We start from the raw sequence: 16,461 nt of genomic DNA, 5'->3' as shown, positions 1-16,461 counted from the left end.
TCGGAGGACGCCATGACCGAAACCGACCCCACCACCGACACAAACGCTGTCCCGCTCCACCCCAACCCATGGATCATCACGACCGCACCTGATCGAAACAGCTACACGATCGAATTGCCCAGCAGGGGGATCTCGTTCGCGATTGACGCCGATCTACGATTCCAGCTCCTCGATGCCCTCCACGACCCGGAAGAGCGATGATGGGCGACGCCACGGCCATCGAATGGACCGACGCAACCTGGAACCCGGTCACCGGCTGCACCGCAGTCTCGTCGGGCTGCGATCATTGCTACGCCCAAACCCTCGCTGAGCGGTTCCGCGGCACACCGGGGCACTACTTCGAGCACGGATTCGACGTCGAGATGCGCCCCGGCAAGCTCGACCAGCCGCTGCGATGGAGCCGGCCACGCCGGATCTTCGTGAATTCGATGAGCGACCTCTTCCATCCAGCAATCCCGGACGACTACATCGCCCGGGTGTTCGCGGTGTTCGCGGTGATCGCGCTCGCCCGCCAGCACACCTTTCAATTGCTCACCAAGAGACCCGCTCGGATGCGGGCACTGCTCCAGTCCGATGCCTTCCGCCGCGCCGTCGACGACGCCATCGCTGGCGTCGTCGCAGCCTTCCGCCCCGCCGATGTCTGGTACCAGAGCTGGCCGCTGCCGAACCTGTGGATCGGCGTCTCGGCCGAAGACCAGAAGACTGCAGACCTGCGAGTATGGGCGCTGCTGGACACGCCTGCAGCTCTTCGGTTCGTCTCTGCCGAACCGCTCCTCGGACCGATCGACTTCACGCGCCTACGACCCAGCAGAATCGGAGGAGCGCTGACTCGCGACGGGCTCCGTTCGGTCGAAGACTCGAAATGCGGCGGCGAGCGCGAACCAGCGCTCGACTGGGTGATCGTTGGCGGTGAGTCCGGCCGCGGGGCACGGCCTATGCATCCGCGATGGGTACGAGAGATCCGGGACCAGTGCACCGCTGCCGATGTGCCCTTTCTGTTCAAGCAGTGGGGCGAGTGGGCACCAGCGGAGGTGATCGCCAGATTCCGCGACTACCACCACTTCGACGACGGCACCGAAGTTCGACGAGTCGGCCGTAAGGCCGCCGGCCGGATCCTCGACCGACGGGTGTGGGACAGCGTGCCCGACGGAGCCGGACGATGAGAGGATCGCTCGACATCACGGCATCGGACTTCTTCTGCGGTGCCGGCGGATCTACGACCGGAATGATCGCCATCCCCGGGGTGAGGGTATCGGCAGCGTCGAACCACTGGGACAAGGCAATCGAGACGCACCAGTACAACCACCAGCACACCGAGCACATCCTCGCGGACCTCTCTCAGATCACTCCGAAGCTGTTTCCTCGCACGACAATCGGATGGTTCAGCCCCGAATGCACCTGGCACTCGAATGCTCGCGGGGCCAAGCGCCTCGCCGCGCAGATCTCGTTACTGTCCGACGACCTACCGTCCGAGGCCGCCGAGCGATCGAGGGCGACGATGTGGGACGTCGTTCGGTTCACCGAGTATCACCGATACGAATTGGTTTTCGTCGAGAACGTCGTCGAGATCTACTCATGGCCTCTCTACAGGCCATGGATCGCGGCGATGCACGCCCTCGGTTACGAACATCGCCTTATCTGCCTGAATTCGATGCACTCATGGACTTTTGGGACACCAGCGCCGCAGTCCCGCGATCGCCTCTATGTGTGCTTCTGGAAGGCCGGCAACCGGGCACCTGACTTCGAGACCGTGGTCCGTCCGCCGGCAACCTGCTCTCGCTGCGGGCCCGTGCGTGCGTTGCAGGCCTGGAAGAACCCAGGGGTGGCTGTGGGTAAGTACCGTAGCCAGTACTCCTACCGGTGCCCCGCACGTGCGTGTGCGGACACCGTGCTCGAGCCCGACTGGCTCCCTGCCTCGACCATCATCGACTGGACCAAGACCGGCCAGCGGATAGGGGACCGCACTCGTCCGTTGAAGCCGAAAACGATCGCACGAATCCAGGCCGGCATCGACCGGTATTGGGCAGCTCCGCATGCCGAGGACGCGAGAGAAGCCGCGGGCACGCTGTTCGAGTATCGGCAGGCAAGATCACGGCCGTCTGAGGGGCGGGCCCCGGTGTTCGAGCCGTTCGTGTCGGTGCTGCGGGGCCAGTCGAAGAATCATCGAACCTCGGAGGCGCTGTCGACCGTATCCGCGGGCGGCCGCCATCATGCGGTGATCACCCCGTTCATCGCAGAGCTGCGAGGTGGAGGTTCGACTGCGCGATCGGTCAGCGACGCTCTCTGCACCGTGACGGCATCGGGTAACCACCATGGCTTGGTCGTGCCCGCTGCCGCTCACCATCGAAAGTCCACACGCCGACCGATCGCTGTCGAAGACCTGTCCTTCAGAATGCTCGACGTACCGGAACTCAAAGGCGCAATGGGCTTCGCGTCGACGTACGTTCTACGCGGGGGAACCAAGCAGCGAAATGTTCGGATGTGCGGAAACGCGGTTACCCCACCGACCTCGCGAGATATCGTGGGAGTCGGCGTGCAGAGCTTGAGCCGTTGACATCGGCCAAACAGTCGTTCTGTAGTTGCATTCAAGGTTCCCGGGCAAAGGGGACGCACCGATTCTGTTGTCGTCGCCTCTCCTCCAGTTTGATCATCGTCAGACCCCGTATATGCGGGTCCTGACGGAGATCGGAGAAGTCATGAGCGACGACCGGGCTAGCCGAATCGATCCATCCAGATTGCACTTGCTCGACATCGAGAACATGGTGTCCGGCGACGTTTCCGCTGTCCGATGCTCCGCCTGGTGGGCGGACTACGTCACCGATGTGGGTGTCGGAGAGCGTGACCAGATTACGGTCGCCGCAGCCTGGCGACATGCCGCGCCGGCATTCTTCGCCGTCCCGGCGAACGCTCGGCGTATCGGTGTCACGTCCGCGCCGGATGCCGCGGACCTCGCGTTGCTCGATTCGGTGGATGTGGGCAGGGTGGCTCACCAGCACGATGAGGTGATCATCGCGTCCGGGGACCACATCTTCGCACCGCTTGCACGCGCGCTCCGGGCTGCCGGCGTTCGAGTCGTTCAGGTCGTTGCCTCCGGCGTCGGTGTGAGCGCCGAACTGTACTGCAGCTGTGACGATCTGATCTGTCTTCGTGGATCGGACCGTGTTGTCGAGGCGCATAACGCGCATTCGACGAGCGCAGCGCGGCGTGGCCCACGTGCGTCCGAGCGCAGCTCGGGTGTCGCCGTGTTCGCAGCGCGGATGGCCGATAGTCGGCCGCAGTTACGGACTACCGATCGGGCAGCGCAATGAGCGGGGAAGGCAGCGTGACGTCCTACGACGACGAGGAGCCAACGGTCTATCCGGACGGGTCGGTCGGCGGCGGAGTCGAGCGAGGGGGTGAGGAATTGAGCGGCCAGTACGGGCCGAGTCGTTTCTCCCAGGCGCTCGTGTGGTGCGCCGGCCCGACGTACGTACGTACTGCGCCCGTTGGTACATGGACTCTGCTGCAGAGCGTCGGAGTAGCTGGTTTGTTCTCGACAATGATCGTCGCGCTGAGCGCGACGATCATTGCGGGGCTTGCCGACATGGGTCCTGTGTGGGCATCGATCGTCAGCGTCGTTGTTGCCGCCCTCTACTTTTCGTATCGCCGCCTCGTGGTGGCGACCGTGGCGTCCACCGTGTTCGCGCGGTCGCGACGAACCGGATCGCATCTCGTCAGTGTGGCCGTCATGGCGTCCGTGAGCGTGCTCACTGCCGGGACGGGTTCCTGGGTGTTCGGGATGGCGATCTTCGGGCAAGAGGTTCGCTCTCAGGTCGCGGTGAACGTGGCGATGCATCAACAAGACGACTTGAACGAGTGGTACCGCAGCCGAGAAGCCAACCGTGATGTCGCGTCGAGGATGTACGCCGAGCAACTGTCGCAGCCTGCGCAGATGCGAGACAGCCTGCAGGACGCAGTCTCCGGTCTTGAAATGCGCGAAGCCGGGGCCTGGCAAATGGTGATGTGCGAGATGACGTCTTCACCCGATTGTTTTTCCGGCACAGGCGAAGTAGGAATAGGCCCTCGGTCGGTGGCGGCCAATGAAGAGCTGGATGCTGTCACCACTGAGCGCACTTCGGCCCAGCAGCGGCTTGCCGAGTACACCGTCTTTCCGGTGCCTGCCCCCTTCGACGCAGTCCAACTTGCAACGTGCGGATACTCGAAACAGACGACCGAGTTGACGCCCTACGATTCCGACCGCTGTCAGGGCATGCTGCTGGTCGAATCGAGCGTCGACCAACTCGCCCCGGAGCACCCACCCGCGCGCTCGAGCAACGGGCTTCTCCCGCACCTCGAGGCATTCGGTTCCTTGCTGTGGAACTCCGAGAACGCGGGCCCGGTCTGGCTCGTCGTGGTCGGGCTGTTCTTCGTTCTGGTCAGCGTGGATCTCCTACCTCTGTTGTTTCTCGTGCAGAGCGGCCGACGCGGATGACTTCTAGTTACTTCAACACCTGCGACCATCGTGATGCCGATCCCGTCGGCGTTCAGCAGCATTCGGAAAGGCCACGGCCATGACAACCCCCACCCGACCGGACACGATCACTCGACCCGGCCCCATCGCACGCTTTCTACTCGGTTGCTGCGGTGCCAACTGGATGCACATCAAGGAAAAAGCGGAGCTCAACTGGTACTGCAGCCTGGGGATGTCGGTGATCGTGACCTCGATCATCTCGGGCATTTCCGCAGTGCTGCTCGCTACCACTGGCTACTCGAATCTGCCGCTGGCGCTGGTGATTGCCATCGGAGTGGTGTGGACGATCGTCGTGTTCAACGTCGACCGCCTGATCGTTTCCCGGCCGCTCACCTCGTCGCGGTGGCGGAGCAAATTCAGCCTGTTCTTCGTGCGCTTTCTCCTCGCCGCGGGCATCGCGATCTTGATGGCCGAGGGCGTTGAGCTGACGCTTTTCGACGACGAGATCTCAGCGCAGGTCGATCGAGACAACAATGCTGCAGCAGTCCGGCAGCAGAACGAGTACAACCAGGCTCGGCTCGATGCCAAGGCATCGGCAGAGCAGAGGTACAAAGAGCAAATCGAGTACCCGAACACAGCCGTCGACCGTCTCACGGCCTCGGTCGATGCCGCGACGAAACAGGTCGAGGACGCGAATCGCGTGCTCAAGTGCGAATCAAACCCGGCACCGGACTGCGAGACGGGAACCGGCATCCCGGGGCTCGGCGCAGAAGGACAAGAGGCCTCCGCTGCAGTCGCGAGAGCGAACGAAGCGCTTCAGCGAGCAGTCGCTGCGCGCCAGGACTACACGGTGATACTCAAACCATCAGGCTTCACCGCCGACCAGTTGCAAGCGTGCGGCCAAGGACCGACGAGCACTGACCTGACACAGCAGGCCATCGATACATGCCAAGCACAGATTCTGGTCAGCGAACAGGTCAACGCTGTACCGGTACCCAGCGAGGCTGACACCAGCCAGAACGGGCTACTGCGTCGGATCGTCGCGCTGTCCTCACTTGCCTCCGGAGAACACGGAACCACTATCTGGGCAGTACGCATCCTGTTGTTCATCGTGCTCGCCAGCATCGATCTGGTGCCGTTGACCGCGAAGTTCGTCGGCGGCACCACCGGTCATGACGCGCGGGTCCGCAAGGACAGCATCGACGCGAACAACGAACTGGCCGAGAAGATCAACGACTCTGTGCACGCTGTTCCACACTTCCTGGAAAAGCAGAGGGGATGGAAGAAGCCCGCGGCCGATCAACGCCGCGCGTTCTTCACCGACGTCTTCGAGAAACAAGCCGACGACATTCGGGGGCGCTGGCAATCCCCGACCAACGCCCGTGACGATGTTCTCGATGAGCCGGAGACACTCGTCGACCCGGACTCCGAACCGACGAACGGTGTCGGACCCGGATACGTCCTCCGAACGACTGACGGGGACAAATTCCAGCTCGTGGAACCACTCCCGGACGCTCGAACACGGTGGTACGACCTCTGGCTGTGCACCAGAAAAGATCGTGAGGACGAAGACCAAACGACTCGGGAGGAATACTTCGTAGCCAAGATCGGGAAAATCGATCCTGCGTTTGCGCCGGCCAAGCAGCCAGCGTTAAAAGGGCTCGAACGCGACGTTCTCGCTCGGCTCATTCCGTTGGGTCGGCACCATGTCGTCGACATAGTCAGTGGACAAGACGTGCAGCTAGACGACGATTCCGAGAGACCGTTCATCGTCATGAGGCACTACCCGCTAGGCGATATGAAGAAGTACGTGGAGGACCGATGGGGTAACGAAGTGCCGATACTTCCACTGCTGGAGTTGATCCACCAGACGCTGGAAGCTCTGCTCGTGACGCACCGCGCCGGCTTCCTGCACCTCGACATCAAGCCTGCCAACGTCCTTGTCGACTTGATCAATGGAGAACCTCACGCTGTGCTCACCGACTTCGGTATCGCCGGAGCGACCCGCGCATTCGATCAAGCAGGGTTCACCGACATGGACTCCACCTTCACCGGCACGTACAACTACGCCGCGATCGAACAGATCCTCCCGGGGCGCGGACTCGGCCATCAAACGGCACTGTGCGACCTGTGGTCAGTGGGCGCAATGGTCTATCGGCTCATCTCGGGGGCGTACCCGCGTGACTTCGCCGAGTCCCGTTGGGTCGACATGCCCCTGCTCGACAACGGCAAAGTCGACCGCCGATCGGACGAGTACCGACGGTGGCTGGAAAAGACCAGGCCTGACGCGCCCCGGCTGGACGTCATCACCCCCGGTGTGCCTACGCCGCTTGCTGATCTCGTCGAACGATGGCTATCGAACAACCCACTCGATCGAGTTGATCGCACTGCTCTGACGTTGGCCGAGGGTGAGAGCCTGTCCGACCCCGGTGCGCTGCTCGAGAACCGCGGTGACGAAGCCGTGATGTCGGACGCTCTGGCACGCCTCGGCTCGACGGTCAGGGGCATACGATGAACAAGCATCTACCACTGAGAGAGGCACGTGCGATGGTCCCCAACTCTTCGCCAGTTCCGCCCGCGAAGATCGGGATCCGCGAGGCACTGCGTACCCGGATAGCCTGCGCTGCGTTGTGGATCGTTTTCGTCGCTGTGCTGGTCTTCGGTGTGGGGAGAATCGACTTCGTCCGTGACAACGCCGCACTGGCAGTCTTTCTCGTGGGAAGTGTTGTCCCACTGATGGTGTGGCGGTTTGCTGGTATTGGCATTTCAGACCTGAAGTATCGCCGCGAACGTGGGCAAGGGCTTGGGTCCCAGGCCGGTGCTTCATGGACCGATCGCGAGGAACAGACAGAACACGATCCCTTCGATCCTGTGGCGCAATCACAGGCCGCCTCCCCCCGCCGCGACGATCGGAATGACATGTCTCGCAACCTGTTCGACTTCCACGATGAACGCCGTCCGGAGCGAACACCGGCACCGCAACCGTTCGGTCCCGACCGGGTGCTACGGCAAGCGAGTCCGGACGATTTCAGTGCGCCTCGTGCAACGGTCAACCCGGACAGCCTGACCGTCACCCGTCACGTTCCACTCGGCGGTGAAACCGACTCTGTGCAAAGCGAAATGACCGATATCGGTGTGCCCCCTGCGTCTCGCGTAATCGATCGTGGCGAGCCCAGTACGAGTACGAGCACCCGAGGCGGAGCCCTTGACCGGTTGTTCGGCCGATCGACGGACCGGATCGATACCGAGGAATCGACAGTAGGTCGAATACTGTCGTTTCCCGGCGGCGGCGGTGGCGCACTCTTCTTCGACGCCGACAGCGCGACGGACGCCGGCCCGCGCAAAGAAAATCAGGACTGGGCGATCCTCAGCGGGTCTTTGCTGGGTATAGCCGATGGGGTCGGCGGGCGGTCTGCCGGCGGTCAAGCATCTCGCGCTGCGCTGCGGGCAGTCCGCGATGCGATCGAGGAAGACGGCATGAGTCTGGCGTCGGCGGTTACGCGTGCGAACACCGACGTCCGCGCGCGCCAGGACGACGACCCCGCGGATCGAGGAAGAGCAACGACTCTGGATATCGTTCACTTGGATGAAACCGGCTATCTGTACGGCGCCCATGTCGGTGACAGCCGCGTCTACATTCTTCCTGCGCGAGGTCGGCGACTGAGAAGATTGACGGCAGACCATTCGACCGGCAACACGCTCACACGCAGTATCGGTGGTGCGCGGTCGGTCACGCCCGATGTGTGGGCCCACGAGGCAGAACCAGGCGACATCGTGCTCGTCGCCACGGACGGTCTGTGGAAAGGCTCACTGCACGAGAATGACATCGAATCAACGTTGGTGGAGGCGCGACAACGCTCCACGATTCACATCGCAGAACGCCTCGTTGAGATTGCCAAAACCGGTGCGACCGACAACATCACAGTGATCGTGGGCCGAATCCAGCGCGCGTGAACTACAGAATCCATCGGTTCTGTTCGTGAAGGCCGTAGCGCGTCATGCTTTCCTCGACCGAGGAGGAAAGCATGACTGCTCTGATCATCATCGCAGCACTGGTCGCTACAGCCGCTGTCATTGCGAAAGTGGTTCGGACCCAACGCGCACAGGGCACTTTCGCGGGGAACGCTCCTCGCGCCGTCTCCAAGACGGTGCAGGAGCGTCTTCGGGTTCCTCTACCCACCCCCGAAAACGTTAGTGTCCGGGTTCTGGACAAGATCGTGAGCGGTGCGATCGGCACCGCTCGAACGAAGTTCATGCCGGTAGGCGTGCTCCTCGAACTCGCTCCGGAGATGTATGAACGCGTCGTGCCGATCTGGGTGCAGTTCTCCCGTGAACTGGGAGAAGATCTCGCCGCCCGTGCTGAAGCAGAATCGTGGAACTACTCCGGCGTTGCGTTCTCCCTCCGCGCAAACCCGGCTCTCGGCCGACGAGATGTCGAGGTAGTACTTCGCTATCCCGACGGCGACGACTCTCCGACCGACCAAGTCGGCGACGTCCCTCGCCGACCGCGCGGCGAGGACGACATCACCGATGTCGCGCCGGGTGACGCCTCCGAGCTGTGGTTCGCCGATCTGCCCGACGGTCGACGCGTCGCTCTTCGCAAGGGTCGGCGCTACGTGGTCGGCGCATCCTCCACATCCGACATTGTCGTTTCCTCGCGGACCGTCTCACGGGCACACGCTGCCCTGCGCTGGCATCCCGCCGCTCAGGTGGTCGAAGTCGAAGATCTCGACAGCACCAACGGCACCTGGCTCGACAACAGCCGGGTGGCCCCCCCGCGAACCGAGGGCGGCGACGTCCGAGTGCGTGATCCGACTGGGAAAGCACGACCGGATACGTCTGGTGAAACGAAGTGCCTCGGGGGCGTCGAGATGATCGCCGACATGCTCGCGACGCTGTCCGTACTGGCGCTCACAGTTCTCGCCCTCCTGCGGGTACACACGGAAGCGGTGGCGACTCGACCAGCAGGTGGCGGCGCACCCGGTTTCAGCGGCGGGCAGAGTTCCAGCGACCTCGCGGCTCTTGGGGGACCTCCCGCGCTGGTGCTGACTGCAGCAGCCCAGCTGGGTTGGTCCGTGCAGCATTCGTTGCTCTACGTCGCGGCGGCAGCGGTGGTTCCGATCGTGTTGTGTGCGTTCGTTCGGCGCGTTGTGGGCGCATCCGCCTCCCTCGTGATCCCAGTCGCCGCCTGGACCCTCACGTGCCTCGGTGCCGTGACGGCGGAGAGGCTCTATCCGGGTAGCGGCGTCGACCAGGCGCGGTGGGCCTTGGTCGGGGTGGCCGCGTTCCTCGTCGCTGCGTGGATCGGCAGTACGTGGAACACCACCGCTCGCTCGATCACGGGGACAGGCGTAGCGGTCGCAGGTTGTGTCGCACTGACGCTTCCCCTCATGCCCGGGATCGGCGTACTAGTCAACGGTGCCCCTGGTTGGATATCTGTCGGGCCCTTCGTCGGACAGACGGGCGATCTGGCCAGAATCCTGATCATCATCGGATTGGGATCGATGCTGTATGCCGCAGGACCAGCGCTGCGAGCGGGAAGGGTTACGCCCGCGTTGCTAGCCTGCTGGCCGGTCGCCTTCGCCGCGGCCCTCGGTGGCTACGCATCCGACCTCGGTCCGGTACTCGTGCTCACCGGTGCAGTAGCAGTCATGCTGATCGTGTGCGGCCCGCCACCGCGCGTCTGGATCGGATTTACGGCCGTCGGTACAGTCCTCGTCGTCGCAACCTTTTTCGGTGTGGGAAAGCTCCGCGCCCGCATCGACCAGATGTTGAACCCCATCACGTCCGACGGACAGCTTCAGAACACAGGCGCGGCACTTCGGTCGTTCGCGACCGGAGGCTGGCTCGGCACCGGCTTCAACAACGGATCCCCGCTCGACGTCGCCAACGTAGAGAACGACTTCGTCCTCGCCGGCATCGGAGAGGAACGGGGAGCGATAGTGGTCATAGCAATCTGTTGCCTATTCGGTGCCTTGGTCACCGCCTGCTGGCTGTCGGCAATCCGTGCCACCAGCGCAGGGCCACGCCTGATCTCGACCGGCCTGGCAGCCATGGTGTCCGTGCAAGCCCTGTACGTCACGCTCGCCACCATCAACAAGGTGCCTGTCACGGGGATGGTCGTCCCGTTCCTCTCCAACGGAGGAAGCTCGCTGACCTGTATGTGGATCGCCGTCGGGCTTATCGTCGGCATCGGATCCCACCGCTGGCGGCCGGTTCCAAGCGTCCCCGAACTCCGCGTTGTCGCACGCGTCGACCGAACGAAGTGGGCGATCCTCGGACTGTGGTTGATCGTCATCACTTTGGTTGCCTGGCAAACCGTCGTACCCGAAGTTCCCGCACGAACCGCAGCCCAGGATGCCGCGTCACGAAACCCCGGCCCGGTTGTCTTCCGCGACGGGACGCCGTTCCTCGTCCCATCGACGATGCGTGACGCGACCACCGATGCCGACGTGCAAACCCGCACCCTGGAGTCGTCGATACCGCAGCTCAACGGAGACATCGACGCCGCCTACTTCGTCGCCACGAACATGAGCGCCGGCACTTGCTTACGACCATGGCTGGAACACCTTGTTGTGAAGAAGGCATGCGAATCACCGACAATGGTCACCTCCCTCGATTCAGCGGTCCAGACCGCTGCCCGCGACGGTCTCGAAACCCGCGGATACGAAGGGGACGTCGTAGCCTTGGACCTCAAGGACGGCAGTATCCTCGGCCTCTACTCACACCGCTCGGACCAACACTCCTATGACGCCGGCTACCCGGCGGTGTATTCGCAAAGCGCACCGGGATCGACGTTCAAAACCATCGTCGCAGCCAGCGCCCTGAGCGCAGGACAGAACACCACCACGCCGGTTCGCGACGAATACACACCCCCGGGCGGGGTCGGCATCGTCCACAACGCCGGCAACATCGAAGGCGGCGGCGATCTGACCCAGGCACTTGCGGAGTCCAGTAACACCGCATTCGCCGAGATCGCCATCCGAACCGGTCTGCAGTCGATCACCCAGATGACCGCGGTGCTCTCCGCCGATTCCGCCGACTTCCCGACTCACCCCGGCATCGTCGTGGGAGGCGTCGGCGACGACCCAGATGCGCTTGCGCGCACGGGATTCGGTCAGCAGGACGTCCGCGCATCACCGTACGAAATGGCCGTGGCGGTGGGCCGACTCGCGACGAACGGAGCACTACCCCGCGCGCGGGTGCAGCTAGGGCAATGCACAGACGACCAGCTGGATGTCGACTCCGTTACGTCGCCACCGGCAACCGCACTCGTTCTCGACAACCCGGTTACCGGACCCGTGCTCGACGGTATGCGGGCGGTCGTGCAGGACGGACACGCAGGCGAGCTCGGGATTCTCGACATGCCGGTCGCCGCGAAGACCGGCACCGCGGATGACGACCGCGGTTCCTACGACGGCTGGGTAGTCGCACTCGCGCCGGCAGAGAACCCCGAAATAGTCATCGCCGTCCGAATCTTGGGCGGTGAACAGTCGCCTCGATCCGGTGCAGCGGATGCCGCTCCCGTCGCAGCCGAGGTAGCGGTGGCGGCAATCGACGCAGTACGAGAAGATATCGGCCCGTGTCGCAAACCACAAGGAACGCAGGGAAAATAGTTCATGACGGCAACGAATTACACCACGGTCGAAGTGTGGGCCTCGGACATCGTCAAGTACCGAGATGACGGTGCGAACAACAGGCGCGTCCCCGTCGTAAGGTTCAGCCCGCCGAAACAGGTCGGACCTGCGATCCAGCTGGAGGAAGGGGACCGCCTCGAAATCGGTAGGCCCACCAAGAACGTCACCGACGGATACAGACGACTAGATGTGCCGGATGCACATAAGGCGTTCTCTCGGAACAGTTTTTTGATCACGGAGAGGGCGGACGCGACGCAGGTTAGGACCAAGCAGCGCGGAGGCTGCCATATCCAGTGGTGGGGTCACGCAACCGCTAGAGCGCTGAGAATGAACGAGAATTTTTTCGTGACAACGGACCCCACGTCGTTCCGAGTCGATTGCTCGGGACCGTTGGAACGCGGTCAAACGACATCCCACGAGCAGGCAGTCTGGGTGCTCGTACATCCGGGCAGGGTGCATCGGTTGCCACCGACGTCCCCGAACTATGTTCCGGGCGAATTAGAAACCGGTCTCACAGCCGGAGAAGACCCGACTGACCAGTACTTCTACCCAAAGGTCGTGCCGGGGACCAAGGCGCATCGGGAGTATCTGGCCGCACTCGATCTAATCGAATGGCACTTCAGCGATCTTCTGGAGTGGCCGCCGCGTTTCGAGCCTTCGGCGAGCAGGCCCGGGCTCTCTGGCGAGCGTCAGAAGGTGCTGCTTTTCCGTCACGCCCTGACCCAAGTCGGGCACCACGTCGATGCCGACGCCATTCACGCTCTCCCGGATTCGTTTCTACAGTGGATCGTCGCGCACAACATGCTGTCGTTCCACGATCATCGGCAAGACTCGCGCCTGGGATCGCTCGACTAGAGCGATCCCCGATCACTGTCCGGGCGTATCGCCGTGTTCTGTCAAGAATGCGGGCGAAACACACTGACTCGGCACGGCTGTACGACCGCAGTGATCAGGGCGTCCGCCAAGGTGGGATCGCTCGCAGGAAGCGATCCCACTGCAAGCACCAGCCTGTTATTTCGAGTGACGTCTCGCGCCGCCCACGTTTCCGGGAACGCTGCCATGTCGTCCTGACCGTCGGCCGACTCGGCTGCACGATTGGTCGTCCGCGCTCCGCCGTCGAACGCCGGCCGAACCACACACCCAGACGCGAGCATTACAGCCAAGCACACCTTCGCAACTACCTCGGCGCGTCCGGACCGGGCTACGAGCTGCTGGGACGCCGCCTCTATCAGATCAAGAAACTCCTGATCTCCGTCGCCGAGTGAGGTCAAATATTCGTGCCACGGCTGCGCGTACGGACGTTCGGTCAACGCGACTCGTCGAGCGCGTGCGAGTTGCTGTTCGAGGACGAGATCAACGGTAGCGCGGCGCAGTTCGATCGGACCCCGAACATCAACAGCGTGAACCCGAATAGTGTTGTTGCTGTGGGCCGCTACCGGATCCCGTGAGACGTGGGAATGGATACGAAAGTTTTCGGTTCCGGTGTGGATCACAGTGCAATCGTCCCCGGCCGAGTCGGTGCTCAACAGGATCGATGAGTTCTGCTCAGCAATTCACGACGGGTCACTGTTGTTGTCACGTGCGCGACGTCGAGGGTCGTTCAATCAACTACGCTGGGTGGGCAATCCTCTTGCAGGGCTATGGGGCGGGGCTGCGTAACTGTGTCGAGCGACGGCTTCCCCGCCTGGCGGCAAACCAGCTCCAAACCGGGTTGTCGAGCGATGCAGTTCGATCAGGTACTTGGCAAGCCCGGCGAGCTCGTCGCGGAGACGCAGAGACCGAGACCAAGGGGCGGTCACCTGCTAGCTAGATGCCTGCGATCACGTCGTCGCGAAGCGCGTCGGACGACTTAGTGAGGCTCTGTGCTGCGGCAGCAAGTGCTCCTGAGATCAGTCTGAGCTGGTTCCCTTCAGCAGGTTGCCCAGCCTCGGTAGCTGCAGCGTAGGTGTCGAGAACGAGAGCTAGGCGAGCCAGTTCTTCCTGCGTTTGCGCAAGGTCTCGCTTGGTGCCGTCCAGTGTGGACTGCAGAGATTGAATGCGGAGGCCGGCGTCGTGGATCGTAGAACTGGCCTGGTCCAGCGAACTGGTGAGCGTCATGCCCGCGAGAATACATCGCGAATACGAGGTCGAAATGGGAGCTATCAACGCTGTTGGTGGCGGAGCGGCCGCGCCGTGGGCTATCCAAGGTTCGAGTAACTGATGGGTTCGTGGCCGTCCTCTGGCCAGGCAAGCGCAATGTATTTCTGGACGTCTGTCGAGGGTCTATCGAAGCGGTATGAAGCAGGTTGTACCGTCGCGCTGTTCTCGGGCACCCCAAGGCCGAGGTTCAGATTGAGTGCCCCGAATTGAACTGTTGCACCGCATACCTCGTCGTCAATTGTTTGGTTGATGACGCCGATGGATTCTGGCGTGCCCTTGGGATCGACTCGGTGCCTTCGAGCGTGCAGTCCCCATCGATTAGGGAACAACGCTCCGCGCCAAAGAATATCATGGAGCGCAACCCCTGGTTGTGTCCTGACTGACTTGAGGGGTGTGCCGGCCGCACCGAAGGAGCGTGAGGCCACGCCCCCGAGAACGAGTTTGAGGAGCCAAAGTTGTAGTCGTGGTCCACTGAGAAGGAGGAAATGATCGTCGGCCGGCCCCAGGAAAGGTGCTGTCGTGCTCGCCAAGGACAACTGCATGTCCCGTACTGCCTGAAAGAACTGTCCTGCAATGGAATCCAAAGGTGACAATGCATTGTTGTGGCGCTCACAGAGGATCTTCGAGGCTAGTGCTTTTGTGCCTACCGATTTCGATGCTCCATGCAGCCACGGTGCGCCGCTGAGCATGGGTGCTTTTCCGTCGATGTGCAGCTGCCGGTGAATGTTGGCACTGATCCAATGCTCTCTACTGATCTTGTCGGAACAGTCTGCTCCTGCCTGGCCGAAGCACTCGGGGTGTGCGTAGCCAGTGCGAGCATCGTTCAGGAGGGGTGGCGGTTCCGAGACGATCCAGCGACCGGCTGCAGTCGCATGGCAGGACCGCGTCCGCCGGCGGGATCCGCAGAGGCAGGCGTCCTCGAGATCGGGTCCCACCCGTTTGGTACTCCGCTTGTATCCGGAGGAGGTGAAGACGGAGTCGTCGAGAAGAGGAAAGGGACGGGGCACCTGAGCGATCCTATTCCGGCATTGGCTTCGGACAGGGCGCACCCGGTCCCCGGCACCGAGTGCGCCGGGGACAATTGCGGCCGCTGCCGGGTTGCGTCTTGTCGATAGATGTGATCCCAAACGCTTTGTTTATCAACGTGTTTCGATGACTCCTACGTCTTCCAGTGCAAGTGTTTCGATGGTAGATTCAGAGGCGTTCTGTTGATCGGCGGACTGACCATCCGTCACCCGAATTGAGAGGCTGAAATCTGCCATGACATCGATCGTCGATTCAGTGTTGCCAGTTGCGTCCGTGCTCGAGGTGGTCTTCGACAACGGGTCTCTAGGGGGTGCTGACTGGTCGAACCGGGCCGTCGTGCTCGAGGCCTTGCCAGAGCCCCTGGTTGCGGGATACCCCGCAGAGGGGGCCTATGTGCAGATAAGTGATGGAAGCGGCGTTATCGCCGCGTCGGGATGGTTCTCGGTGGACGAGCGCAATGCCACCGAGACCCATGCAAGCGTTGCTGTCGTGTGGCGTGAGCCGTTGATGGCCGTCGAGCACACCTACAAGAGCTGGACGGGGTTGGTGCGTACACGTGACATCTCACCGGTCACGGTGTCACCTGGGGCCGCTCCCGCGTGGTTCGGTGAGTATGTGCGGCCGATCCACGAACGGGCCGCCGTCGAACGGACCTTGCAGGCCGTACGCGAGAGCGCCAATACCGAGCGTGCGAACCATCGCGAGTGGGTCAGGCGGATGAGCGAGTCCGCGTGCGAATGGGCGGACGAGAACAGTCTGTGCAGCGAGTTCGAGAGGTTCTGCGAACAGTGGGGGCTCGAAGGCCGAGAACGTGACTTCGATGTAGAAGTGAATGTCACGGTTGCATTAACAATGACGCGATCGGCGCGTAGCCAAGAAGATGCGGACGAGGCCGTAGATCTCGACGATGTACGGCAGCATCTACGAGACAATTTCTCGTATCTCGATGTGAATTTCACTGTGGGTGAGTAGTAGTCGCACGGGAAGTGGGGTACGCGCAGCGTGCCCCACTTCCCGGTAGCGGTCTACTTGGTCGGGGCGCGCAGCGGTCCGAAGGTGTACTAAATGCGAAAGATGTTGGAAGACAACCAAGATAGGTGATCCGTTGGCCGTTGGCGCGCAGCGCCCGGCAAGGAAAGACCGCAATAGGCCGCCTTGGCGGCCGGCTTCTGGCGGTGGGCGCGCAGCGCCCACCAGAGCCACCGCAGG

Annotated in this window: 13 protein-coding genes; 11 read left to right on the top strand and 2 right to left on the bottom strand. The window is 62.6% G+C overall.

Going from position 1 to position 16,461, the window contains the following annotated elements; genetic code table 11:
• The first annotated feature begins 12 nt into the window (after positions 1-12).
• From RFA01S_RS25670 to RFA01S_RS27980, 10 genes are all read left to right on the top strand, one after another.
• Positions 13-201 (top strand): hypothetical protein, encoded by a 189-nt coding sequence (locus tag RFA01S_RS25670; RefSeq protein WP_139278549.1) that lies wholly within the window; start codon positions 13-15, stop codon positions 199-201.
• Positions 201-1,163 carry a DUF5131 family protein gene (locus tag RFA01S_RS25665; RefSeq protein ID WP_015586226.1) on the top strand — a complete coding sequence of 321 codons (963 nt, stop codon included), beginning with the start codon at positions 201-203 and terminating at the stop codon, positions 1,161-1,163. The genes RFA01S_RS25670 and RFA01S_RS25665 overlap by 1 nt, the downstream gene beginning before the upstream one ends.
• On the top strand, positions 1,160-2,554 hold the full coding sequence (locus RFA01S_RS25660; RefSeq protein WP_015586227.1) for a DNA cytosine methyltransferase: 1,395 nt from the start codon (positions 1,160-1,162) through the stop codon (positions 2,552-2,554). Before RFA01S_RS25665 ends, RFA01S_RS25660 begins: the two co-directional genes overlap by 4 nt.
• Positions 2,555-2,696: 142 nt before the next feature.
• Positions 2,697-3,308: an NYN domain-containing protein gene (locus RFA01S_RS25655; protein ID WP_157773221.1), complete on the top strand. Its 612-nt coding sequence runs from the start codon at positions 2,697-2,699 to the stop codon at positions 3,306-3,308.
• Positions 3,309-3,322: 14 nt separating this feature from the next.
• Positions 3,323-4,471, top strand: a complete 1,149-nt coding sequence (locus RFA01S_RS25650) for a DUF4407 domain-containing protein (protein ID WP_157773223.1) — start codon at positions 3,323-3,325, stop codon at positions 4,469-4,471.
• Positions 4,472-4,550: 79 nt separating this feature from the next.
• Positions 4,551-6,965 carry a DUF4407 domain-containing protein gene (locus tag RFA01S_RS25645; RefSeq protein ID WP_015586230.1) on the top strand — a complete coding sequence of 805 codons (2,415 nt, stop codon included), beginning with the start codon at positions 4,551-4,553 and terminating at the stop codon, positions 6,963-6,965.
• Between the two features lie 404 nt (positions 6,966-7,369).
• On the top strand, positions 7,370-8,404 hold the full coding sequence (locus tag RFA01S_RS25640) for a PP2C family protein-serine/threonine phosphatase (protein WP_157773226.1): 1,035 nt from the start codon (positions 7,370-7,372) through the stop codon (positions 8,402-8,404).
• A 71-nt stretch (positions 8,405-8,475) separates the two neighbouring features.
• Entirely contained in the window at positions 8,476-12,066 is a 3,591-nt protein-coding gene (locus RFA01S_RS25635; RefSeq protein WP_072692247.1) for an FtsW/RodA/SpoVE family cell cycle protein, read from the top strand.
• Between the two features lie 579 nt (positions 12,067-12,645).
• Entirely contained in the window at positions 12,646-12,942 is a 297-nt protein-coding gene (locus RFA01S_RS27580; protein ID WP_139278548.1) for a hypothetical protein, read from the top strand.
• A 422-nt stretch (positions 12,943-13,364) separates the two neighbouring features.
• The gene (locus RFA01S_RS27980; RefSeq protein WP_155289038.1) at positions 13,365-13,535 is read left to right on the top strand and encodes a hypothetical protein; all 171 of its coding nucleotides are present in this window, start codon (positions 13,365-13,367) and stop codon (positions 13,533-13,535) included.
• 358 nt (positions 13,536-13,893) lie between these two features.
• Here the strand turns inward: RFA01S_RS27980 and RFA01S_RS25620 are convergent, their stop codons facing one another.
• On the bottom strand, positions 13,894-14,184 hold the full coding sequence (locus RFA01S_RS25620) for a hypothetical protein (protein WP_032375883.1): 291 nt from the start codon (positions 14,182-14,184) through the stop codon (positions 13,894-13,896).
• 1,181 nt (positions 14,185-15,365) lie between these two features.
• Positions 15,366-15,488: a hypothetical protein gene (locus RFA01S_RS28350; protein ID WP_255032396.1), complete on the bottom strand. Its 123-nt coding sequence runs from the start codon at positions 15,486-15,488 to the stop codon at positions 15,366-15,368.
• Between the two features lie 157 nt (positions 15,489-15,645).
• On the opposite strand from RFA01S_RS28350, the gene RFA01S_RS25615 reads away from it, so the two are divergent.
• Positions 15,646-16,224, top strand: a complete 579-nt coding sequence (locus RFA01S_RS25615) for a hypothetical protein (RefSeq protein ID WP_162182881.1) — start codon at positions 15,646-15,648, stop codon at positions 16,222-16,224.
• Positions 16,225-16,461: the final 237 nt, after the last annotated feature.

The organism is Rhodococcoides fascians NBRC 12155 = LMG 3623, assembly GCF_001894785.1.
Taxonomy (GTDB): Bacteria; Actinomycetota; Actinomycetes; order Mycobacteriales; family Mycobacteriaceae; genus Rhodococcoides; species Rhodococcoides fascians.
Note: the sequence above shows the minus strand (reverse complement) of the source record. Positions and strands in the feature narration are given on the sequence as shown.

Coding starts and splice junctions, on each gene's coding strand:
- RFA01S_RS25660 (WP_015586227.1), top strand. CDS start 1,160: ATGAGAGGATCGCTCGACATCACGGCATCGGACTTCTTCTGCGGTGCC.
- RFA01S_RS25620 (WP_032375883.1), bottom strand. CDS start 14,184: ATGACGCTCACCAGTTCGCTGGACCAGGCCAGTTCTACGATCCACGAC.
- RFA01S_RS25635 (WP_072692247.1), top strand. CDS start 8,476: ATGACTGCTCTGATCATCATCGCAGCACTGGTCGCTACAGCCGCTGTC.
- RFA01S_RS25640 (WP_157773226.1), top strand. CDS start 7,370: ATGTCTCGCAACCTGTTCGACTTCCACGATGAACGCCGTCCGGAGCGA.
- RFA01S_RS25645 (WP_015586230.1), top strand. CDS start 4,551: ATGACAACCCCCACCCGACCGGACACGATCACTCGACCCGGCCCCATC.
- RFA01S_RS25665 (WP_015586226.1), top strand. CDS start 201: ATGGGCGACGCCACGGCCATCGAATGGACCGACGCAACCTGGAACCCG.
- RFA01S_RS25670 (WP_139278549.1), top strand. CDS start 13: ATGACCGAAACCGACCCCACCACCGACACAAACGCTGTCCCGCTCCAC.
- RFA01S_RS25655 (WP_157773221.1), top strand. CDS start 2,697: ATGAGCGACGACCGGGCTAGCCGAATCGATCCATCCAGATTGCACTTG.
- RFA01S_RS28350 (WP_255032396.1), bottom strand. CDS start 15,488: ATGGCAGATTTCAGCCTCTCAATTCGGGTGACGGATGGTCAGTCCGCC.